The sequence below is a fragment of the Planococcus sp. TJ-307 genome, from assembly GCF_058268435.1.
The window spans coordinates 578,536-601,271 of the sequence record NZ_JBZDOJ010000001.1; the positions used below are offsets into that span (position 1 = coordinate 578,536).

A 22,736-nucleotide genomic window follows, 5' to 3' on the forward strand; every position below is an offset into this window, starting at 1 on the left:
TGGAGGCTATTCTATGGAATTCAACGATTTAATTGCTCCGGAGCAGTATAATATCACTTCTGAATTAGAGGAATACAAAGAAGAAAGCGATCGTTTAGCAATTCGTTGGCTGGACAGTGCAGGCAACCGGGAAGATCTCTCTTACAAAGAACTTGTTGGAAAAATGAACCAATACGCGCAGGCTTTAGTGAAGCTGGGCATAACAAAAGGGGATCGTATGCTCATCATATTGCCTCGGATCCCAGAAGCATACATTACATATTTGGCTTGCTTGCGCGCTGGAATTGTGGCAATCCCCTGCTCAGAAATGCTTCGGAAAAAAGATTTGATTTACCGGATGCACCATTCTGGCGCTAAAGGAGTGGTTGCGCATTATAAAACCACCGCGGAAACCAACTCAATCGATGAAGAAGTAGATGCGTTGAACAATAAATTGATTGTTGGCGGAACAGAAGAAGGCTGGCAATCTTTCGAAGAACTGGCAGAAAAAGAATCACCGAACTTTGAAGCTGTACCGACCCATCGTGAAGATACGGCTTTCTTGTCTTATACGTCTGGCACTACCGGCAATCCGAAAGGGGTTGTGCACGTTCATGGCTGGGGTTATGCGCATGTGCGAACAGCCGCAACAAAGTGGCTGGGTGTCCAAAGCGGTGACGTGGTATGGGCAACAGCTGCTCCTGGCTGGCAAAAATGGATTTGGAGTCCATTTCTTTCGACCATTACACTTGGAGCCACAGCTTTTGTTTACAACGGACCGTTTGATGCTTTGAAATATTTGGATTTGTTAAAAGACGAACAAATCAATGTCCTTTGCTGCACGCCGACAGAATATCGAATCATGGCAAAAGTGGAAAATCTCAACTCTTACAAACTGCCAGCGTTAAGGTCAGCAGTATCTGCCGGAGAACCTTTAAATCGGCAGGTGATTGAAGCATTCCAGCAAGCATTTGATATTAACGTTCGCGACGGCTATGGCCAAACAGAAAACACCTTGCTTGTTGGAACGCTTCAAGAGATGGAAGTGAAACCAGGATCGATGGGCAAACCGACACCTGGCAATCCGGTTGATATCATCAATGATGAAGGACAACCGACAGCAGTTGGAGAAGTTGGGGATATCGCCGTTCACCGCGATTGTCCGGCACTGTTCCGAGAATATTACCGGGATTCGGAACGGACCAAAGCGGCTTTCCGTGGCGATTGGTATTTAACGGGAGACCAAGCAAAACGCGATGAAGATGGCTATTTCTGGTTTGAAGGACGCAGCGATGACATCATCATCAGTTCGGGATATACGATAGGGCCTTTTGAAGTTGAAGATGCACTCATGAAGCATGCAGCCATCCAGGAATGCGCAGTTGTAGCGGCTCCTGATGAAATTCGCGGCAATATTGTCAAAGCGTATGTGGTGCTTCGTAATCCAGATGATTACCCGGATCCAGAAGTGTTGGTCAAACAGCTGCAGGATCACGTTAAGGAGATTACTGCACCGTATAAGTATCCAAGGGTCATCGAATTTTTGGACGAACTGCCAAAGACGGCTTCAGGCAAAATCCGCCGCGTGGAACTGCGAAAACTGAATGTCTAACGGGAAAAGCCTGACAGCAAACACTGTCAGGCTTTTCTATGGATTTATTTAGGTGGTGAGATGAGTCGGTGCTGAAAGGCATAAATGACTGCCTGTGTCCGGTCGTGAACCTCCAGTTTTGCCAGGATGTTGCTGACATGGGTCTTGACTGTTTTCAAGGCGATGAATAATTGATCGGCAATTTCCTGATTGGTCAATCCAGCAGCCAACAACAGGAGAATTTCCATTTCCCGTTCGGTCAATTCATCGTGAAGGACACGCTCGTGGCGCATCTGTTTCATCATTTTGGTCATGACCTCCGGCTCAAGAACCGGCGTGCCATTCATGGTTTGACGAATGGATTCGGCAATCCGTGAAGCTTTTGATGTTTTCAATATGTAACTGACGGCTCCCGCTTGAAGAGCCGGGTAGACTTTGTCATCATCCAGGAAGCTGGTGACAATCATGATTTTTGCTTGCGGCCATTGGTCGATGATGGCTTTTGTGGCTTCCGCTCCATTCATGACCGGCATGACCATATCCATCAAAATCAAGTCAGGCCGCAGCTCTAATGCCATTTCAACAGCTTCCTGACCATTTGCTGCTTCTCCGGCAACTTCCATATCCTTTTGGGACTGCAAATAGGCAGAGACGCCAATGCGCACCATCTCGTGGTCATCCACTAACAAGATTCGAATCATGGGTTTTCTTCCTTTCAATCGGGACTTTTACTTCCACAATCGTTCCTTCGGAAGGGACTGATACAATTTTGCTGGTCGCACCGATTTCGATGGCGCGTTCTTCAATATGTTTCAGACCGTAGGAGGTCGACTTGGATTGTTCGCTTTCAAATCCAACGCCATTGTCCTGAATACGCAGGATGGCAAAATTATCGCGTTCGACAAACAGGATATGGACTTCGGTCGCTTTGGAATGGCGCAGCGTATTGGATAAGGTTTCTTGTGCAATGCGGAACAGATGGTCTTCCGCCCCTTTTTGCAACGAAACTTCCTCCAATTTATGCTCGATCGTAAAATAGACTTTTTCCTTCAGTTCACTGACCAGTTCAAACAATCCTTGCCGAAGGCTCTTGTCGTGCAGAGCTGCGGGGCGCAAATGCAGCAGCAGCGCACGCATTTCCAGCTGTGCCTGTTGGACCATTTTCTCAGTCTGTAACAATCCGGGCTGCACATCCTCGTGTTCGGTCATCGAAGACAGCAGCATCGAAGCGGCGAACAGCTGCTGGGAGACAGAGTCATGAAGCTCTCTGGCCAAACGCTGCCGTTCCATGATCAGCCGTTCCTGGATGATTTGATCCTGCGTTTCGGCCCGCTCATTGGCAATGCGGGTCAAGCTTTTGCGCTGCGTTTCCAACAGTTTTTGCAGTTTGAGAATGGAATTTGATAAATTGCCCGGCAAGGTTTTCATTTGGGCAGCTTGTACAACTGTCTTGTCTTCATTCCGCAGAAGAGCCTGAAAGATTTTTTCGATTTCCTGCACTTTGGAGCGGGAGAGGGATTCGGTCCACCAGGAGATGCCGACGGACAGTGCGAGCATCAGAACAAGCAGCCAAATGCCCAAAGGCAATCCGCCAATAAAATCATCCCATAAAACAGACCAGCTGTTAACGGCTGGCAAACCAAGCAGTGCAAAAAGAATGCTGAAGATGATCAATGCAAAAAGAGAAATGAAAAACAGGCTGCGCGGCAAGATCTGTCTCATCTACGAATCACCTCGACATCTCCCATCCATGTAGTTACAGAAACGACCAATTCGACTCGGTGGCCTTCATCTGTCGGGTAGCCATCTTCCACGTGAATCGTGCCATTCAAAATGCGCTGGTTGTCTCCATTGAAAAAACGGGCTTCTCCCAGCAGCGTCGAATAGTAGACACGCACAGGAACCTCATACGGGACCACCACTTGAACTTTTCCAAAACCTTGACGAATGGAAATGAGCGAAGTCTTTTTTGGCAAAACCGTGTGGGTCGTATCTACGAGAATATCCCCGATAAATCCTTGTACATGAATGTCTTTCCACTCGTAAGACTCGATGGGAGTGCTTTGTGCGGCCATGACTTTGTTTTGAATCAATCCCCTATCTGTCGAGCCGTATAAAGGCGCTGTCTGTAGCCATTCTTCGCCTTTCCATAAACGAATCAACAGATAAATGGCCAGGCCGAAAACCATCAACCTTAGACTCCACATGGATAAAATGGAAACACCAATAAGAAACGTACCTATCCAAAAATAAGAGCGACGGTATTTTACTTTATTTCTCAGAGCATAGTAAATCGTTCCGATACCAAGAAGGATCAAAAACACGCTGCCGTTTCCTAAAAAGGCAGCTTCCACGAATATGAGTAATAAAGCGCTGAGCAGGAAAAACGCTTGTCTGTTTGTTGAAAAATGCTGCATGGCTTTTGCCTCCTTCTTTGTATCAGAAAAAATGAGAAGAAGAAAACTTCCTCTCATTTCAGTTTAAACAATTTCCTTTTGGTTTGCGCTATTTTTTTCTAATGTTTCCAATCGGCGTTCCATTGCTGAGCGCTCATGGCGTTCTTCGACTTTCGCACCAAGTGTGGTGATATAAGAAGCCATGTCGTCGAATGAGCCGATGCGTTCGGCCACAAGTTCCGGGCTCAATACTTTATCCATTTGGTGATGGGCACGCGTTGCATTTTCCTTGCCCATCAATTGGAGTTGTTTCACTTTCATGTCTTTCACTTTGTGCTTCATTTCTTCATAGCGGTGTTCCAGTCCAGTCAGTTCAGTAATGTTTTCATCTAAGTTGTTCTGCAACACGGCAACGCGTGCTGCATAAGCTTGAACTTCCATAGAAGCAAAGTCAGCCAGGTCGCGTTCACCCGAGGTTTCTGCCAGTTCCAATTGCGCCTGGCGCTTGTCGAACATGGCGGATGCTTCCGCTAATTCTTTTTCCAGCTTACCATTTAGCTGGGCTTGGCGCTCTACCCATTTTCCGGTAGCTGTTGTCTGATTTTCAGCTTCTGTAATGTAGCGGTTTAGCAAAGCGAGTGGGTTTTTTTCCTCTTTTTTTGCGACGACGGCATCCAAATCGGTTGCGACGGCAAATTTAAAACGGTCCCATAAAGTGGTCATTGTTGTTTCCTCCTTATTTGTTTAGTTTGTTCCATTGTTGTTCAAAATTTGTAAATGGATCGCTTTCTTTTACAGCTGTGACCGAAACGCTTTGGCCGTTCCATTGGCGGTAAATCATCCACAAAGCGGCAAGAGCGGCGACGCCAATCAAAGCCGGTACGTTCGAGATGGCTGAGATGACACCGACGATGGCGACAAATGCCCACCATACTTTGGCCAAGGTCGAGGTACTTCTTAAGTAGTAATGTACCCCTGCGTATACGATTAGTAAGGATACGGCCAATCCAATGATGGGTCCCAGATTGGAAAGGGCGATGATTCCGGCAATGATGCCGAGTGTAACCAACCAAAATTTGTTCATCTTGTTTTCCTCCTCTCAATTTCTAACCTAATCATACTAAGTAGTCGCATTTTCCAATACGGTCTCTGACTGCATCTTTCACTAGGTCCTGAGGCGTAGAAGCATCTACAGCCATCCAAGTAAGAACTAAAGATTCTCAGGAGTTCCGTTGCAGGGGATCGGCAGCTGGAATGCTATAATATTTTTTACCACATTGAAAATAAGAAATCTTTCATATATGGTCCATCTTAAAGAAGAAAGAGGCGTTTTTTTATGAAAATAGTTGCAGGCATCGGCAGCGCATTATTTATTTATACCGCGCTTATTGCGTATCTTGGATGGGCAGTGTACGCCTGGATAAACAGTTTTTCAGACATCATCCATCCATGGCTCTTTACGGCTTTTTGGTTAATTATCGCTTATAGCTATGTTATCGGTCGGATTGGCCATAAATGGCTTGGCTTTACGATTCTCGGGTCATACTGGTTTGCTTTTTTGCAATATGCTATTTTGTTGATTCCCGTGGCAAATATCATGGTGTTGGTTGTAGATTTTCAGGATGACCTGTTCCTGATTGGTTGTGCGGCGGCCGCTATTTTGTTGGTGCTGTTTCTTGTGGGCACTTATTTGGCTTATAGTCCGGTGGTCCGCACGTTGGAAGTGACCGTCGATGCGGAAGAGGCAGAGCCGCTTCATATGGTCATCGGTTCGGATTTTCACTTAGGTGTTTTATCAGGCAAAAGCCATTTAAAGCGTTTTGTGGAAAAGACCAATGCACTGGATCCGGATGTTGTTTTTCTAGCGGGAGATCTAGTTGATGATGATCCGATTTGGTATGAACGTTATGGCATGGGCGAGGTCATGGAACGGCTGCAACCTCGCTTAGGCACTTACGGCGTTTTAGGCAATCATGAATATTACGGTAAGAAAATCTCTTTATTGGTTCGAGTGATGGAAAAGTCAGGTGTAAATGTCTTAAGAGATGAAACTATTCTGGTGGGAAATCGTTTTTATTTGTCAGGACGCGAAGACCGGACCAATGGCAACCGGCAATCGCTTCTGGATTTAAAGCCGGAAAAAGGCAAGTTGCCTTGGATTGTGATGGACCACACGCCATCGGATTTAAAAACGCCTGCCGAATTGGGCGCGGATTTTCACATGTCTGGCCATACCCATAAAGGGCAGATGTGGCCTAATCATTTATTGACCAAACGAATATTTGAATTGGATTACGGCTATCGGTTGATCAAGAAAACACATTTTGTTGTGTCTTCAGGTTTTGGTTTTTGGGGACCGCCGCTGCGCATTGGAAGCCGTTCTGAATTATGGTCAGTAACTATGAATTTCCGGCCGACTTCTTAAAAAGGAGAGTTTACATGGAAGATTGGATTGTTTCGGTGATGTCGGAGTATGGCTATTTCGGCATATTCCTGCTCATCATGCTGGAAAATGTATTTCCGCCGATTCCGTCAGAAGTCATTTTGACGGTTGGCGGATTTATGACGACAACGACCACAATGACCATACCGGGAGTGATCTTGGCATCTACCGCCGGTTCAGTTGTTGGAGCGGTGATTTTGTACGGAGTCGGCTTGCAGCTGGATGTCGAACGGTTGGAGAAAATCATCGACAAATACGGCAGCTGGCTGCGTGTAAAAAAGGCAGATATCCATAAAGCAGATGCCTGGTTTGATCGCTTTGGCATTTGGACAGTGTTTTTTGGCCGCTTGATTCCTTTGGTGCGCAGCTTGATTTCTATTCCTGCGGGAATGTCGAATATGAAGTTCTGGTTGTTCATTAGCTTTACCACGCTCGGTACGCTGTTGTGGAATACCGTATTGGTGTTTGTCGGTGAAGCGGTGGGAGATAACAGAGAGCAGATCATGCACCAATTGGCGCTTTATTCCAACGTCGTTTATGCCTTAATTGCTTTAGGCGCAATAGCCGCGGTCTGGTATTATGTGAAAAAAATACGAGTGCGCAACTAACAGGAAACTGCTGGCAATTGCCGGCAGTTTTTTAAGTTGTTATAATTATGGAATAATAAAGGATGGAGGATTTTTATGAAGCCGATTGTATTTATTACACAAAAGCTGCCGGATCAGGCAGTCGCTGGGCTGCAAGAACAATACGAAGTCCGGATGTGGCCGGAAGAAAAAACTCCCGCACCGCGCGAAAAATTGCTGGAAGAAGCCAAAGAAGCGCATGCGCTTTGGACGATGTTGTCTGATCAAATTGACAGCGAAGTGTTTGATGCTGCACCCAACTTGAAAATTGTTACGAATCTTGCGGTGGGCCACAACAATATTGATTTGGAAGCAGCCCGCAAGCATGGTGTAATGGTAACCAATACGCCTGACGTCTTGACTGAGTCTACGGCTGACTTGACCTTTGCTTTATTGTTGGCGACAGCTCGCCGAATCATCGAAGCGGAGAAAACGGTCCGCTCGGGAGAATGGAAATCTTGGACGCCAATGGGCATGACCGGGCAAAATGTCGGAGGCGCGACACTCGGCATCATCGGCATGGGCCGAATCGGAGAAGCAGTAGCTCGCCGTGCGCAAGGGTTTGGCATGGATGTGCTGTATCACAACCGCACCCGGAGAAGTTTGGAAGATGTGCGCTATGCCGGGTTCGAGGAATTATTGACGATTTCGGATTATGTGGTGATCCTGACGCCGTTGACACCGGAAACCAAAGGGATGATCGGCGCGAACGAACTGGCATTGATGAAAGAAACGGCTTGCCTGATCAATGTGGCAAGGGGCGGCATTGTAGACGAGAGTGCTTTATATGAAGCATTGAAAGACAAAAAAATTTGGGGAGCCGGCTTGGATGTTTTTGAACAAGAACCGGTTCCGCTTGACCATCCGCTGCTAACGCTGTCGAATGTGACGGTGTTGCCGCATATTGGCAGTGCGACAATCCAAACACGCTTAGAGATGATGGCATTGAATGCTGAAGCAATTCAAGCTTGTTTAGAGAATAAGTCGGTTAAAAATCGAGTTTGCTGAGAAAAACAGGAAGGCAGCTGCGCAAGCAGCTGTCTTTTGTGAAAGCAAAAGTTGTAGTTTGCCGTTATTTATTGTAAAATGATTGAGGTTTTTGCTGCCTTTTTGGTGCAGAAATAAATAGAGAAATAGGAGGTATGATTCATGCAAAATCATACACACAACGTATTACTTTACTACCTATACACACCGATTGAAGATCCAGAGGTTTTTGCGACTGAGCATTTGGCAGCTTGCAAAGAGCTTGAGCTGAAAGGCCGCATTCTTGTTTCCGAAGAAGGAATCAACGGCACGTGTTCTGGAACCATCGAACAGACAGAAGCTTATATGGAACTGGTGAAAAACGACCCGCGCTTCTCAGACATCGTTTTCAAAATCGATGCTGCTGAAGGCCATGCATTCAAAAAAATGCACGTCCGTGCGAAAAAAGAAATCGTTCACCTTGGGCTTGAAGAAGATATTAACCCAAACGAATTGACAGGCACTTACCTGGAGCCGGTAGAATTCTACAAACAAATGCAGGAACAGGACACCATTGTCTTGGATGCACGCAACGATTATGAATACGACCTTGGCCATTTCCGCAATTCGGTGCGTCCAGATATCGAAAACTTCCGTGACTTGCCGGAATGGATCCGTGACAATAAAGAACAATTTGAAGGTAAGAAAATTTTGACGTATTGCACAGGCGGCATCCGCTGTGAAAAATTCTCGGGCTGGCTGAAAAAAGAAGGCTTCGAGGACGTTGCCCAATTACACGGCGGCATTGTAAGCTACGGTAAAGACCCTGAAGTAAAAGGCGATTTATGGGACGGCCAACTGTACGTATTTGATGAGCGTATTGCTGTGCCAGTGAACCAATTGGAACACACCATCGTCGGCAAAGACCACTTTACAGGTGAACCTTGCGAACGCTACGTGAACTGCGCAAACCCTGAATGCAATGCGAAAATTTTGGCTACTGAAGAAAACGAGCACAAATACATGCGTTCATGTTCAGATGAATGCCGTGAACACCCCCGCAACCGCTATGCTTTTGAGCACGGCCTAACCGGAGAACAAGTCCAGGCGCGTTTGGATGCGTTGAAAGAAACAACTGGAGTTTAATAAATGAAAAAAAGCTGCCGATAAATTCGGCAGCTTTTTTGCGTTCACTTATTTTTCGACTTCTTCCTGGCAGTCAAAACACACCAGTTCCCCGTCTACATAAACTCCGTCAAGAAAACCATCCCGGCAATAGACGTCTTTTCCGCAATTGCTGCACGGTCCGATGAGTTCAGGCATCTTGTAACCCGTCAGCGTAGACATGCATTGCGTCTTTCAAGTATTTAGCCAAACCTTGGCCATGCTGATCGATATTAGCAGCGAAACGACTGTCTGATGCATATAAGTCGCCGAGTCCGCGGAACATCTTCGGCGAACAGTCATAGAACCGATTCAACAGAGTATAGTAAGCTTTCATCTCTTGTTGGACGGCGGCTGTCTGTGGAGGCAAATGCATCAAACTGGCGACTGTGTTGTAAATACGGTCTCCCTCGCGGTTGATTTCATCCAAATCTTCCTCTTCTTTTTCCGGTTTGGCCGGCTCGCTGATAGCTGCAGCCGGTTCTTCAGCTACAGCAGTTTCTACAGGAGCTACCGCAACCGCAACAGCTGAATCGTCGCCGAAAATATGCGCAGCCTGCGAAACTTCTGCCTGGCCAAGCATCGCTGAACTGCTGTCGGTCTTATGGTATCTCTCAATCAGATCTTCAGATTTGCTGCTAGTAAACGCAGAAAAGCGCTCTGCATCGGTCACGCTCTGTAAGCCCCGAAGTTCCCGCTGCGTGTTTTCTGCATTCTGTATTAGGTTTTCAATACGTTGTTTTTTCTGTTCCAACAACTCGACATGTTGAGACAACGCATACTCTTGATCAAAGCCATCGGCCACAAGTTCCTGTATCTTTTTTAACGAAAAGTCCAATTCTTTCAAGAATAAAATCTGCTGGAGCAACTTTAAATCTTTGCCATTGTAATAGCGGTAACGATTGGTTCCGATATTTGACGGTTTCAATAAACCGATGCTGTCGTAATGATGGAGAGTCCGTACACTGACGCCCGCTATTTTTGCTACTTCTTGTACTTTGTACAATCTAATCACCTCTCTCTTTAAAATACACTATAACGCACCGTCAGTGTCAATAGTTTATGGAAAAAGACGCTAAAATGTATTGTTTTTGTCTTATATCCGTAAGAGTGTAGGATTCTGTCATCGCTTTAGCAACTTGGGCTTGCTTAAACACAGGTTAGCTTAGTAAAGATCTTATAGCCGATGGATCTACAAATGACAATAGTGTATAAGATTTTTTATTAATAAATAAAACGGAACATTCAGAAAACAAATAGGATTTTCCGGTTCAACTATGGAATAATAGAGATAAAAGCATTAAAATTTTGGCGGAAGAAAGGGGCGGAAACCATGAAGCTGACCAACTTTGTAAATGGGCAATGGCAATTAAATGAACAAGCAGAGTTCAAACCGGTTTTGAATCCTGCAAACGGAGAAGAATTGGCGCAGGTACAGATGTCCACCGAAAAGGAAGTTGATCAGGCCGTAGAAGCGGCACAAAAAGCACAAAAAAATTGGGCAAAAGTACCAGCACCAAAGCGTGCAGACTATTTATATGAAGTTGGGCGCTTGATGAAAGAGCGAAAAGAACACTTGGCTCAAGTATTGACGAAAGAAATGGGGAAGGTCATCGAAGAAGGACGCGGTGAAGTTCAGGAAGGCATCGATATGGCTTACTACATGGCGGGGGAAGGAAGGCGTTTATTCGGTGAAACGACACCATCGGAACTGGCGGACAAGTTTGCCATGAGCGTCCGTTCGCCAATCGGTGTGGTGGGACTGATTACGCCTTGGAACTTCCCGGTAGCCATTGCGACGTGGAAGTCGTTTCCGGCCATCGTGGCAGGCAACACCTTTATTTGGAAACCTGCAACTGAAACACCAATGATGGCTTATGAAATGGCAAAAATATTTAAAGAAGCGGGTCTTCCAGATGGCGTAGCCAATATTGTTTTCGGCGCTGGTTCTCGAGTGGGAACGGCTTTGATTGAGCATCCAGGTGTCCGGGTCATTTCGTTTACCGGCTCCACTGAAACAGGCCGCAAAGTTGCAGAGGCAGGCGGCCGCAACTTGAAAAAAGTGTCACTTGAAATGGGCGGCAAAAATGCTGTAATTGTTATGGAAGATGCTGATTTGGATTTGGCTGTTGAAGGAATTCTTTGGAGTGCTTTTGGAACTGCTGGCCAGCGCTGTACTGCCTGCAGCCGGATAATTGCGCATGCCGATATTAAGCAGGAGCTGCAAAAACGCCTGCTGGTAAAGATGAAAGCATTAACCGTTGGAGACGGAATGGATGAGTCAATTAAAGTAGGCCCGGTCATCAACCGGAAAGCTCTTAACAAAATTCATTCATATATCGAAATTGGCCAACAGGAGGGTGCTAAGCTTCTGGTTGGCGGCGAAATTCTAACAGGGGGCATCTATGATTTAGGGAACTACTACGCTCCGACATTGTTTACGGATGTATTGCCGGATATGCGCATTGCACAGGAAGAAATTTTTGGACCGGTCGTATCCATTATTGAAGCAACAAGTTTTGAAAACGCAATTGAGATAAACAATGGTGTGATGTATGGTTTGTCCAGTTCGATTTATACAGCTGACATCAATCGGGCATTCAAAGCTCAGCGTGATTTGGATACTGGAATCGTTTATATAAATGCTGGGACGACCGGCGCTGAAATTCATTTGCCATTCGGTGGAACAAAAGGCACGGGCAATGGGCATCGTGATTCGGGCGTCGCGGCACTGGATGTCTTTACAGAATGGAAAAGCGTTTACGTCGACTTCAGCGGGAAGCTGCAGCGTGCTCAAATCGATACTGCAACTTAATGGCGAAAGGGGATGCAGAAGATGAAAATCGTCGTATTAGGAGCTGGATTGATGGGCAAGCAAGCGGCCCGCGACCTGGTTGGAAATGAAGACGTTGAGCAGGTCTTTTTAGCGGACCGGAATATCATTTCAACTCAGCTATTTAAGGAGCAGCTCGGCAGCAACAAGCTGGAAGTGCTGGAGCTGGATGCCAGCAATGATGCTGCATTGGCAGCTGTCATTTCAAAAGGAAACATTGTCATCAACGCCCTGTTCTATACGTTCAACGAAAAAGTAGCGGCTATTGCGCTTGAGTGTGGTGTCCATACCGTGGATTTAGGTGGACATATTGGGGGAGCGACGGGAGCGGTGCTGGACATGCATGAACGAGCGCAGCAAAAAGGTGTGACACTGATACCTGACTTGGGGGTGGCACCGGGGATGATTAATATCCTGGCAGGGTATGGTGCCAGCAAACTCGACCAAGTTTCAGCTATTCGCTTATTTGTCGGAGGCATTCCCGTTCATCCTGAACCTCCCTTAGAGTACAACCATGTTTTTTCACTGGAAGGTGTATTTGATCATTATACCGATACATCACACGTGATTCGCGACGGCAAGCTGCTGGAAGTTGAGTCTCTATCCGAAATCGAACATGTGCAATTTGACGGTTTTGGTGAGCTGGAGGCTTTTCACACTGCGGGTGGAACATCGACTTTGACAGATACTTTCAGCGATGTAAATTCATTAGAGTACAAAACCTTGCGCTACAAAGGACATGCCGAAAAGTTTAAACTGCTGGTAGATCTAGGCTTTACAGATCGGACAAAGACAGTCGAAGTGGATGGGCAAACAGTCAAGCTCCGCTCTGTTCTGAAAGCGGTGCTCGAACCGATAACAGCATTGAGAGACAAACAAGATGCCGTCGTTTTACGGGTGCTGGTATCGGGTGTAAAAGCAGGAGAGGACGTTGGTTACGAATACAATATGGTAACCGTTAAAGATCCCGCAACCGGTGTCACTGCGATGGCACGTGCAACGGCGTATACCATTTCCGTTGTGGCGCAGATGATCGGCCAAGGAATCATCGACAAGCGCGGAGTTTATCCTCCGGAAATGATCGTTCCTGGAGACGAGTACATTACAGAGATGGCCAAACGCGGTGTTGATATTACAGAAACCATCCACCGGTCTGCTTTGCAAAACTAGAGCACTGTCTATCTAAAGCAAAAAGGATGGCTCCAACAGGAACCATCCTTTTTGCTGTTAAATCAATTCTTCCACTTTTTTCGGAACGAGCATTTTCAATCTGCGCGGTTCAATTTCGATATCCAAGGGAGTTTTCAAGTAAATTTCACCATCAGTATCGACATCCAGCTCTTCATCTGTTTGAATGGTGATGGATCGGCCTTGATAATGCGTAATGTGGTCCAGTTCTTCTGTTGCGACCTCGGGCTGGGAAAGCGAAAACCATTCACGCAATGCAGCGATTGAAGACGTTTGAATGATAAACAAATCTAACAGGCCGTCTGTGGGATCTATGGTTGCCAGCGGGAAGTTATGAGTACCGATTGACTTGCCGTTCATCACAAGCACCAATACCCCTTCTTCGGAATAGCTAATGCCATCGATTTTCAAATAGACCGGGAATGGAGTCGCCTGCCGCATGGATTGAAGCGCGCTCATAAAGTAACTGAGTTTCCCATATCGATCTTTTAGATGCGGATCGATATTCGACGAGGCATCGGTAATTAAGCCGATTCCCGCAAAGTTAAGAAACGAGCCGCCGTTAATTCTTCCCGTATCGATTTCTTTGATTTCTCCATTGACGAGTTCGGAAGATGCCAAATCCAAGTCCAATGGAATATTCAATGTGCGTGCAAAATCGTTGCAGGTACCACTTGGAATAATCGCGATTGGAGGAGCGTCAGGCAAACTGGATAGGGCACGCACTGCAGAATGGACAGTGCCATCGCCTCCCGCAATAAACAAAATATCCGCATATGCAGCAGCGGTCTGACAGACATTCTCAAATTCTTCGGGTGAAGCGGTTTGAATCAGTTCGAGTGATTTAGATGCTTCAGCCAAATGTGGTACAGCATTCTTTAACACAGCGTCTATCGTAGACGCTCCTGCATTGCCGTTATACAATAATACGGAACGATTAAATTTAGGCATTTGTATGGCCTCCTGTACTTCTATTTATTTCTATAATTCCACTTTTAATGATTTTACAAACAATCAGGTTCAGTAAAATCAACTGGACTATTAAAACTGAGGTGTCGACATGACAATAAAACTGTATTATCAGGATTCTGAGATTTCGGAAGCATCTGTGCAAGTAACAAGCAGTGAAACAGATGACAAAGGATTCTATGCGATTTTAGACCAAACCTGTTTTTATTCTGAAGGAGGCGGACAGCCTGCAGATACGGGAGAAATTGGGCCTGCCAAGGTAATTGACGTGCAGACAGTAGATGGCGAGGTTCGCCATTACACCAACATCGAGCTGCCGCAAGAAAGCTTTTTTGCCCAAGTGGATTGGCAAAAAAGATGGGATCACATGCAGCAGCATGCGGGTCAGCATCTATTGAGCGCTTTATTGGAAGATATGTATGGATTTAAGACCCAAAGTTTTCATCTGGGACATGAACGGGTATCCATCGATTTGGGTTTGGATATGGCCACAAAAGAACAGCTGAAAGATGTGGAAAAGACAGCCAATCAGCTGATCAGCCAACGCTTGCCTATTTCGACTCGCTGGGTTGCTGATACGGAAGTTGAATTTCTTAAACTGAGAAAACCACCGGCAGTCAAAGGCAATATTCGCTTAGTGGAAATCGAAGGCATCGATGTGAATGCCTGTGGAGGCACTCACCCAAAGAATACAGCAGATATCGGCATATTGAAAATCATTTCTACAGAAAAAGCAAAAGGCGGCTTGCGGGTTTATTTTTTATGCGGCACACGGGCGATAGAATACTTTAACTTTTTAATGGAAACAACCGATAACTTGGTGGCCCAATTAAATGCGCCAGTGGCAGAATTGCCGAGAGCTGCTAAAGACTTGTTGGCTGAAAAAGCCACAGCGGATAAAACGATTAAACAGCTCCAGGAACAAGTGTTAACTTTTGAAGCAGAAACGATCCTTCCCGCAAATGGCACCATAGAACGAGTTTACGAAGGAAGACCAATCAAAGAGCTGCAGCAGCTTGCCCGGCTGGTGATTGGTCAACATACCGCGGCGACACTGCTATTCATTAATGTGTCAAAAGGAGACATACGGCTTGTGTGTGCAAAAGGAGAGCAGGCAAGCGGCGATATGCGGGAGGTGCTGAAAGGGCTGCTGGCATTGACTGAAGGCAAAGGTGGAGGAAATGCACAGTTTGCTCAAGGAGGCGGAAAAACAGATAAAGCTCCAGAAACATTCCAAAGTGTTTTTCGGGAAGCTTTAAAAAGTTTTCAGTGATGGTGAAACTTTTCGGGTGATTCTCTGTCTAATGGGAAAAGAGATATCTGAAAGGGCGTGAAGCTCCGTGAAGAAGAAAAAAATTTGGGCTTTTGCTGCAGTCGCAGCTATATTGATGGGTCTCGCGTTTGTCTTTTTTAACGATAAAGTATCGGTAAGCGCTTCATCTGTTGCGTTAGCCGATCAGGGCTGGAAAGCCAACTTTTCTTCGTCCCTCAAGCAGGATGCCATCGATCAGGGCGATGTCTACATTACAAATGCACAAGGTGAGCAGGTAGAGGTTGAAATGATTCTCCATGAGAATGGGAAAACCTTGGAAATTCCTGAGATCACTAACGGCCAATACCAATTGCATATCAAAAGAGCAGCATTAAAAAACAACTTTATGAAAAGTTTGATGAATACAGAAATTTCTTTTGTCGTGCAGGAACAATTGGAACAGCTTTCGGATGCAGAAGAACTGCGAAATTATTTTGCACAGTTAATGGAAATGCGGCAGAATAATCAGCAATCCGGCGGCACTATTAGTGAAAACAGCGAAGAAACAGCCGAATCGTCCAACTCTGCATCAGGTGGCAGTGAAGGAGCTGGAGGCGATTATTCGACCACCAATAACCAAGTTGAGGGAGTGGATGAAGCCGATATGGTGAAGACCGACGGCTCGTATATCTATTCAATCAGTGAATCACGAGTGGTAATTACAGATGTCCAAAACCCCGAAGAAATGACTGTTGCCGCTGAATTGCCTTTTACGCAGGAAACCTATCCTCAGCAACTGTTCCTATCGGGAGATACACTGATTATCATAGGAAGCCGATTTTCCACTATGCCAATGGATGAGATGCCGCGCAGCCAACAGTCGTATTTGGGTCTGACTTCTGTTTATTTATACGACGTCAGCAATCCACAATCGCCTCAGCTGGTTCGTGAGTTTGGCGCGGAAGGAAATTTAAGTGGTGCCAGACTGACTGACAATATTCTTTATTTTGTGACCAATGTTTATCCGGACTATTGGATGCTGGAAGAACAGGACGAGCCTGAACTTCGCCCACACCATTACGATTCAAAAGATGGTGGAAAAATTGAACCGCTGTCCTATGACAATATCGCGATATTACCTGGAACTATGGAAGGCAATTACAGCATCATCACTACGATTGACTTGAATGCTCCTGAAATGAGTGAGATCTCGACTGAAGGGTTTTTGGGCGGCAGTGAGCAGCTTTACATGAATGAAGAAAATCTTTATTTGACAGCCTCCGCCTATGTTCCATTCAGCGATGAAGAAATAAGCAATAGTGACATCATCAGTTGGATGCCGCAGCAGGCCAACACGGAAGTATTTAAGTTCGATTTAAACGGTACTGCAGTTGAGTTTTTGGCTTCTGCACAACTAACGGGTTCTTTGCTCAATCAGTTTTCGATGGATGAACATAACGGCTATTTTCGGGCAGCGACAACAGAAGGGGTTTCCTGGGATGTGGCTTCTCCTACAAAAAATCACTTGTTTATTTTGGATAGCCAAATGAATCAGGTAGGATCGGTAGAAGACTTGGCGCCTGGAGAGCGAATTTATTCTGCTCGTTTTATCGAAGATAAGGCCTATATGGTGACATTTAAAGAAACCGATCCGCTTTTCGTCATCGATGTTTCGACACCTTCTTCACCACAAGTGCTCGGAGAATTGAAAATTCCTGGTTTTTCAAATTATTTGCATCCGCTGGACGAGGATCATTTGGTCGGTTTTGGATACGACACCAAATTGGAGCCAGTAAAGGATGGGGAACCGCGCGTCGTGACAGGCGGCATGAAAATTTCCTTGTTTGATGTCAGTGACTTTGCCGCTCCAGTAGAAAAAGACACAGAAATTATTGGAGGACCGGGAACGTACTCAACTCTTCAATACGACCATAAAGCACTGTTTACACATCCGGAAAAAAATCTGTTTGGTTTTCCAGCAGCAATTTACGAAGAAGGTGCAGATGATTATTTGGAATTTCATGGTGAAGGGGCGCTGATTTATACCATTACACCTGGAGGGATTTCCCAAGCCGCAAACTTAATTGAACAAACCGACAGTCAATACGAAGATTGGAACACCGCCACTCAGCGAGTTCTTTATGTTGGGGAGGAATTGTATACAGTAGCGAATGGCGAAATCAAAAGCTATAGCTTGGATACTTTCGAGCCAATTGGGAATGTAGTATTTGATTAGCATCAGGAAGAGGCCTAAGGAACGGGTCTCTTCTTTTTTTATGTTTTTAATTAGCAAAAAAAGGGAAGTTGAAGAGTGTTCTGAAAACTAAAAACTGGAGGGATATCGATGAAAGCAGTAACGTTTCAAGGAACGAAAAATATGCAAGTGAAAAATGTCAAAGATCCTGTGCTTCAGAAAAAAGACGACATCATCGTAAAAATAACCTCAACCGCTATATGCGGAACGGATTTGCATATTTATCAAGGTGCATTGCCGACAACGAAAGACACGGTCATTGGGCACGAGCCAATGGGCATTGTAGAAGAAGTCGGACCTGATGTGACCAAAGTGAAAAAAGGGGATCGCATCGTCCTTCCTTTTAACGTTAGCTGCGGCAAGTGCTTTTATTGCAGTAATGAGATGGAAAGCCAATGCGACAATTCAAACGATAACCCCCATTTTGATACGGGTGGATATTTTGGTTTAACCGAACGCTATGGTGATTATTCAGGCGGACAAGCCGAATATTTGCGCGTGCCTTACGGAAACTTCATGCCTCTTAAAATTCCGGAGTCTTCGGAGTTGGAAGATGAATCGCTGCTGTTCTTGTCTGATGTTCTGCCAACTGCATGGTGGAGCGTGGAGAATGCGGGAGTGAAAAAAGGGGATACAGTAGTAGTTCTTGGCTGTGGACCGATTGGTTTAATGACCCAAAAATTCGCCTGGATGCAAGGTGCAAGCCGTGTTATTGCAGTGGATGAAATTCCTTACAGAATGGAACTTGCTAAAAAAATCAACAATGTCGAAATTGTTGATTTCAGCAAACACGACAATACAGGTGCATTGATTCATGAAATCACGCAAGGTGGAGCACGCGTCGTAATTGATTGTGTAGGAATGGACGGCAAGAAATCTCCTGCTGAAGCAGCCCAGCAAAAGCTGATGCTACAAGGTGGAACGCTGAGTGCCATTAACATTGCTAAAGATGCGGTCAGCAAGTTTGGAACCATTCAAATGACCGGGGTTTATGGAATGACGTACAACCAATTCCCTCTTGGCAACCTATTCGAGCGAAACGTGACGATGAAGATGGGGCAGGCACCGGTTATTCACTTGATGCCAATGTTATATGAAAAAATTGAAAACGGAGAATTCGATCCGCGGGAAATTATTTCACATATTGTGCCGTTGGAAAATGCCAGCGATGCCTATCAGATTTTTAACGATCACCAAGATAACTGTACGAAGGTCGTATTAAAGCCTTAAGTACTCATAAAGAACCTATTAAACGCCCCGCGAAGTCGGGGCGTTTAATTTTTTGTCCATGTGAGTTATGATAAGTACTGAAACTGACTGCGAGAGGGGAAAAACATGTGGCACAGGTAGGAGAGACCAGGCGCGAACTGGCATTGGATTGTTTCTTGCTGGCGGGCAGAATCATGATGGAAAGCGGAGCCGAGACTTATCGTGTAGAAGATACGATGATCCGTATGGCGGTTTCACAAAACATGGTAAACTCTCATTGTTTCGTAACACCGACAGGCATCATGTTTTCTCCTAGTGAAGAATTGGCTACACGATTTGTTCGGGTCAATAACCGGAGTACCGACTTGGAGCGGGTGGCGCTTATCAATTCCGTTTCACGAAAATTGGTGGCTGGTGAATATACATTGCAACAAGCTTATGACGAAATGCTGATAATCGACCAAACCAATTATCGATTCAATATATGGCTGCAGATTTTAGCAGCTTCAGTAGCGAGTGGTTGCTTTTTAATTCTTTTGGGCGGCAGTTGGATTGATCTTCCGTTCGCGTTTGTGTTTGGCGGAATCGGTTTTATCATTGTGGAAACCATACTTGCAGAAACACGTGTTAAGATATTTGCTGAATTTATCGGCGCTTTAGCTGTAGGAATACTGGCATCACTCGCTGTCTATAGCGGGTTTGCAAAAAATCTGGATACGCTGATCATCGGTTCCATCATGCCGCTGGTTCCGGGATTGCTGATTACCAATGCTGTACGTGACTTGATGGCTGGCTACTTTGTATCCGGGTTATCTAAAGGTGCAGAAGCTTTTTTGACAGCATTTGCTATTGGTGCCGGCATCGCAGTAGTTTTATCATTTTAAGGAGGAGTTCAGATGAACTGGCCATTGGAAGCATTTCTTAGTTTTTTGGCTGCTGGCGCATTCGGCGTCATTTTCAATACGCCGCGCAGAACCTTAGTCAGTTGTGGCCTGGTCGGTATGAGTGGCTGGCTCATTTACCGCACATTCTTCCTTATCTTCGATGATTCGGTGCAGGCTTCTTTTGCTGGGGCATTTGCTGTTTCGATCGTGGCGCATTTATTGGCCAAGAAATTCCGCATGCCGATGATCATTTTCAGCATCGCCGGAATTATTCCATTGGTGCCGGGAAGCAAGGCGTACAATGCAATGCGAAACATTGTTGAAAATAATTACTTGGAAGCTATCGCTTTTGCTTCCGAAGCATTGATGATTTCCGGAGCTGTGGCAATGGGATTGGTCTTTGCGGAAGTGCTGATGCAGCTGTTCTTTAAGCGGCAGGCAAAAAGAATACAAAGAAAAATGGGCCTGACACAAGAGTAGTTCTTGTTTGTCAGACCCATTTTTATATTTTGTGAGCGAGCAACTGCAGAAAGACCGCTTCGCCGGTCTGTCTTATGCCCGTCAAATCTATACGGGTGCTTGCGCTTTTCTTGTTGTCCAGTTTCAGTGCCCAGCTCTTTGGGTCATAAGCCAACCCAGCATCGTGGCAAAGAGCGCCACACTACTGGTCTGTCTTATGCCCGTCAGAGCTACACGGGCACTTCTACTTTTCTGTATTGTCCAGCTCCAGCACCCAGATTCTAGGGTCATAAGCCAGCCCGACTGTGCGGCAAAGAGCGCCGCTTCGCCGGTCTGTCTTATGCCCGTCAAATCTACACGGGTGCTTGCGCTTTTCTGTTTACCCCAGCCATTTTTCTAGGTCTTCTGCTGTCATTGGGTGGCCGATGATGTAGCCTTGCAGGCTGTCACAGCCCATGGCGCGCAAAAGCTCGAATTGTTCGTTGGTTTCAACACCTTCAGCTGTTACTTGAAGGTCAAGTGATTTGCCAAATTGAATCATGCCGTTGATCAACTTTTGAATTTTTTCTTGTTTGGTGATGGATTGGATAATCGTCTGATCGATTTTTAATGCAGATATTGGCAGCATGAGCATGTAACGGAACGAAGCGTAGCCCGTCCCAAAGTCATCCAATGCAAAGCTGATGCCTTCTTGGTGAAGGAGCTTCATCTGCGTCATAATAGAACGTTCGGCCTCGGCTTCAAGAGCAAATTTCTCTGTGATTTCAATCATCAAAGAGCTGGCTTTGCAATTGTTGATTTTTAGTTGCTCAAGGAGCAGTTTGCCCATATCTTTGTCTCTGAATTCACGAATCGATGAGTTGATGCTGATCTGCAAGTCGATGTCTTTAGATTGCCAATCGCTCAATTGCTTAGTGGCCGTTTCGATGACAAAGCTGCCGATTTCATTGATTAAGCCATTTTCTTCTGCAATCGGAATCAATTCGTCAGGCGTAACAATACCGATTTCTGAATCGGTCCAGCGTACGAGTGCTTCTACGCGTTCGACTTTTCCATTGTTCAAGTTAACCTGCGGTTGGTATAAAAGCTGCAGGTTTTTGCGGTCCAATGCGTAGATCAATCTTTTTTCGATTAAGGCTTTGCGGTTTAATCGCTCGTGGTCATCGGATGTCAGTGCGGAAATGGCACTGCCTCCGCGATCCTTCACTTTTTTGATGGTCGCATAAGAAGCTTTGATCAAATGCATGAAGCTCTGCTGGTCTTCAGGGTATTTTGTAATCGCCCCGCTGATCGTCATAGGTACAGCTGTCCCCTGCAGGTAGATGGGATGCTGCTTAAGGTAATGAAGAAACCCTTCAATAAACCAATTGCTGAGGGGTGTCACTAATGCAAATTCATGCAGGCCAGCGCGTGTAATAATGGAATCTGAAAAGTACATCCGCAGGCGCTTCGTAAATTCGATAAGCAATTCATTTTCAGTGTCGGTATCTGACACGTCACGCAAAGTATAAAAACGATCAATGTCGAGGAAGATGAAGGAGAAGTGGCGTCCCTCTTCTATATATTCATTGACCACTTGCTCAAGCCGATGCCGGTTTTCCAAACCCGTTACAGGATCGATAAATGCAATTTCCTCAAGATGCTGCTGGGCTTTTTTATTGGCTGTTATATCTTTTTCCAGGAAAATATAATACGTATCATCTTTGGACAGCTGCATCGGAATGGCAGTTAGGTCAACCCAGTAAATTTCGCCATCTTTTTTTACTTTTTTCGCTTCGCCGTTCCAGACATTGCCTTCTCTTAGCGTCGATAAAATGGAGTCAACAAATTGAACATCTGCCGCACCATCTCCGAACATGTGCCATACCGGCTTGCCTAAAATCCGCTTTGGTGTCCATTTGCTTAACTTCAAAAATAAGGGATTTGCATATGTAATCAAAAATTCCTGATCAAAATAAAGCAGCATAAAAGAGTCGTCCAAACCATTGCGCAAATGGTTTAATTCTTTAGGGGCGGATCCTTCCGCGTCTCCTTCATCCAACTCATAGATCGTCATAACAAACTGTTCGTTGTCTGAAGTGTAGGATTTGGCTACAACAGTAGTGTAAGCCTTTATTCCATCGCCCAATTCGATTTCCACATCTTCAAATTTAACCGGTTCCTCAGTATGTAATAATGTGTCCCATGAATGCTTGCTTAACGCTGCTTTTTCAGGATTCATATAAGGAGAAAGCTGTCCTTTGACCGCTTCGGATTCTATTTGGAAAACGCGCTCAGCATGCTGGTTGCACCAGGCAATCAAGCCGTTTTGGTCTAAAATGATGATGGGGAAAGGAATATGGTTGAAAACGAGGGTATCAGCTAGTTTTCCTTGCAATTCGCTCATTCGTTGACTCTCCTTAACCGTAGTGTACTTTCATTATAGAGAAGAAAAGGTATATCGTCATCCTTTTCAAAATAATCTCTACACGAAAGTCACTGATTTTTCACTATCCTTTCATTGACAATCGTGAGAGAATAGGC

20 protein-coding genes are annotated in these 22,736 nt (G+C 45.4%); 12 read left to right on the forward strand and 8 right to left on the reverse strand.

Annotated elements, in window-relative coordinates; genetic code table 11:
* Positions 1-13 precede the first annotated feature (13 nt).
* Positions 14-1,591: an acyl-CoA synthetase MbcS gene (gene mbcS / locus AC4EHK_RS02855; protein WP_490977288.1), complete on the forward strand. Its 1,578-nt coding sequence runs from the start codon at positions 14-16 to the stop codon at positions 1,589-1,591.
* Between the two features lie 44 nt (positions 1,592-1,635).
* Here the strand turns inward: mbcS and AC4EHK_RS02860 are convergent, their stop codons facing one another.
* From AC4EHK_RS02860 to AC4EHK_RS02880, 5 genes are all read right to left on the reverse strand, one after another.
* Positions 1,636-2,271 carry a response regulator gene (locus AC4EHK_RS02860; RefSeq protein WP_490977289.1) on the reverse strand — a complete coding sequence of 212 codons (636 nt, stop codon included), beginning with the start codon at positions 2,269-2,271 and terminating at the stop codon, positions 1,636-1,638.
* On the reverse strand, positions 2,246-3,292 hold the full coding sequence (locus tag AC4EHK_RS02865) for a sensor histidine kinase (protein WP_490977290.1): 1,047 nt from the start codon (positions 3,290-3,292) through the stop codon (positions 2,246-2,248). Before AC4EHK_RS02865 ends, AC4EHK_RS02860 begins: the two co-directional genes overlap by 26 nt.
* Positions 3,289-3,987 (reverse strand): cell wall-active antibiotics response protein LiaF, encoded by a 699-nt coding sequence (gene liaF, locus AC4EHK_RS02870; protein WP_490977291.1) that lies wholly within the window; start codon positions 3,985-3,987, stop codon positions 3,289-3,291. The genes AC4EHK_RS02865 and liaF overlap by 4 nt, the downstream gene beginning before the upstream one ends.
* 63 nt (positions 3,988-4,050) lie before the next feature.
* Positions 4,051-4,689 (reverse strand): PspA/IM30 family protein, encoded by a 639-nt coding sequence (locus AC4EHK_RS02875; RefSeq protein WP_490977292.1) that lies wholly within the window; start codon positions 4,687-4,689, stop codon positions 4,051-4,053.
* Between the two features lie 13 nt (positions 4,690-4,702).
* The gene (locus AC4EHK_RS02880) at positions 4,703-5,050 is read right to left on the reverse strand and encodes a lmo0954 family membrane protein (protein ID WP_490977293.1); all 348 of its coding nucleotides are present in this window, start codon (positions 5,048-5,050) and stop codon (positions 4,703-4,705) included.
* Positions 5,051-5,302: 252 nt separating this feature from the next.
* Between AC4EHK_RS02880 and AC4EHK_RS02885 the strand changes: the two genes are divergently transcribed.
* The 4 genes from AC4EHK_RS02885 to trhO all read left to right on the forward strand — a co-directional run bounded on the left by AC4EHK_RS02885 (position 5,303) and on the right by trhO (position 9,147).
* Positions 5,303-6,391, forward strand: coding sequence for a metallophosphoesterase (locus AC4EHK_RS02885; RefSeq protein ID WP_490977294.1), 1,089 nt, complete (start codon positions 5,303-5,305; stop codon positions 6,389-6,391).
* 14 nt (positions 6,392-6,405) lie between these two features.
* Positions 6,406-7,017: a DedA family protein gene (locus AC4EHK_RS02890; protein ID WP_490977295.1), complete on the forward strand. Its 612-nt coding sequence runs from the start codon at positions 6,406-6,408 to the stop codon at positions 7,015-7,017.
* A gap of 75 nt (positions 7,018-7,092) precedes the next feature.
* The gene (locus tag AC4EHK_RS02895; protein ID WP_490977296.1) at positions 7,093-8,043 is read left to right on the forward strand and encodes a 2-hydroxyacid dehydrogenase; all 951 of its coding nucleotides are present in this window, start codon (positions 7,093-7,095) and stop codon (positions 8,041-8,043) included.
* A 141-nt stretch (positions 8,044-8,184) separates the two neighbouring features.
* Positions 8,185-9,147: an oxygen-dependent tRNA uridine(34) hydroxylase TrhO gene (gene trhO, locus AC4EHK_RS02900; RefSeq protein ID WP_490977297.1), complete on the forward strand. Its 963-nt coding sequence runs from the start codon at positions 8,185-8,187 to the stop codon at positions 9,145-9,147.
* A 169-nt stretch (positions 9,148-9,316) separates the two neighbouring features.
* On the opposite strand, the gene AC4EHK_RS02905 is transcribed toward trhO, so the two are convergent.
* Complete coding sequence (locus tag AC4EHK_RS02905; RefSeq protein ID WP_490977298.1) at positions 9,317-10,171, reverse strand: MerR family transcriptional regulator; 855 nt, start codon at positions 10,169-10,171, stop codon at positions 9,317-9,319.
* A 327-nt stretch (positions 10,172-10,498) separates the two neighbouring features.
* On the opposite strand from AC4EHK_RS02905, the gene AC4EHK_RS02910 reads away from it, so the two are divergent.
* Both AC4EHK_RS02910 and AC4EHK_RS02915 read left to right on the forward strand, forming a co-directional pair.
* The gene (locus tag AC4EHK_RS02910; RefSeq protein WP_490977299.1) at positions 10,499-11,980 is read left to right on the forward strand and encodes an aldehyde dehydrogenase family protein; all 1,482 of its coding nucleotides are present in this window, start codon (positions 10,499-10,501) and stop codon (positions 11,978-11,980) included.
* Positions 11,981-12,001: 21 nt separating this feature from the next.
* The gene (locus AC4EHK_RS02915; RefSeq protein WP_490977300.1) at positions 12,002-13,168 is read left to right on the forward strand and encodes a saccharopine dehydrogenase family protein; all 1,167 of its coding nucleotides are present in this window, start codon (positions 12,002-12,004) and stop codon (positions 13,166-13,168) included.
* A 57-nt stretch (positions 13,169-13,225) separates the two neighbouring features.
* Here the strand turns inward: AC4EHK_RS02915 and AC4EHK_RS02920 are convergent, their stop codons facing one another.
* A complete protein-coding gene (locus AC4EHK_RS02920) occupies positions 13,226-14,137 on the reverse strand; it encodes a diacylglycerol/lipid kinase family protein (protein ID WP_490977301.1) in 912 nt (303 codons plus the stop codon).
* Positions 14,138-14,246: 109 nt separating this feature from the next.
* On the opposite strand from AC4EHK_RS02920, the gene AC4EHK_RS02925 reads away from it, so the two are divergent.
* From AC4EHK_RS02925 to AC4EHK_RS02945, 5 genes are all read left to right on the forward strand, one after another.
* Complete coding sequence (locus AC4EHK_RS02925; protein WP_490977302.1) at positions 14,247-15,428, forward strand: alanyl-tRNA editing protein; 1,182 nt, start codon at positions 14,247-14,249, stop codon at positions 15,426-15,428.
* A gap of 67 nt (positions 15,429-15,495) precedes the next feature.
* Positions 15,496-17,643 (forward strand): beta-propeller domain-containing protein, encoded by a 2,148-nt coding sequence (locus AC4EHK_RS02930; RefSeq protein ID WP_490977303.1) that lies wholly within the window; start codon positions 15,496-15,498, stop codon positions 17,641-17,643.
* Positions 17,644-17,751: 108 nt separating this feature from the next.
* Positions 17,752-18,891, forward strand: coding sequence for a zinc-dependent alcohol dehydrogenase (locus AC4EHK_RS02935; protein WP_490977304.1), 1,140 nt, complete (start codon positions 17,752-17,754; stop codon positions 18,889-18,891).
* Between the two features lie 107 nt (positions 18,892-18,998).
* On the forward strand, positions 18,999-19,754 hold the full coding sequence (locus AC4EHK_RS02940; RefSeq protein ID WP_490977305.1) for a threonine/serine exporter family protein: 756 nt from the start codon (positions 18,999-19,001) through the stop codon (positions 19,752-19,754).
* Between the two features lie 12 nt (positions 19,755-19,766).
* Positions 19,767-20,234 carry a threonine/serine exporter family protein gene (locus AC4EHK_RS02945; RefSeq protein ID WP_490977306.1) on the forward strand — a complete coding sequence of 156 codons (468 nt, stop codon included), beginning with the start codon at positions 19,767-19,769 and terminating at the stop codon, positions 20,232-20,234.
* Between the two features lie 358 nt (positions 20,235-20,592).
* Here the strand turns inward: AC4EHK_RS02945 and AC4EHK_RS02950 are convergent, their stop codons facing one another.
* Complete coding sequence (locus AC4EHK_RS02950) at positions 20,593-22,599, reverse strand: EAL domain-containing protein (RefSeq protein WP_490977307.1); 2,007 nt, start codon at positions 22,597-22,599, stop codon at positions 20,593-20,595.
* Positions 22,600-22,736: the final 137 nt, after the last annotated feature.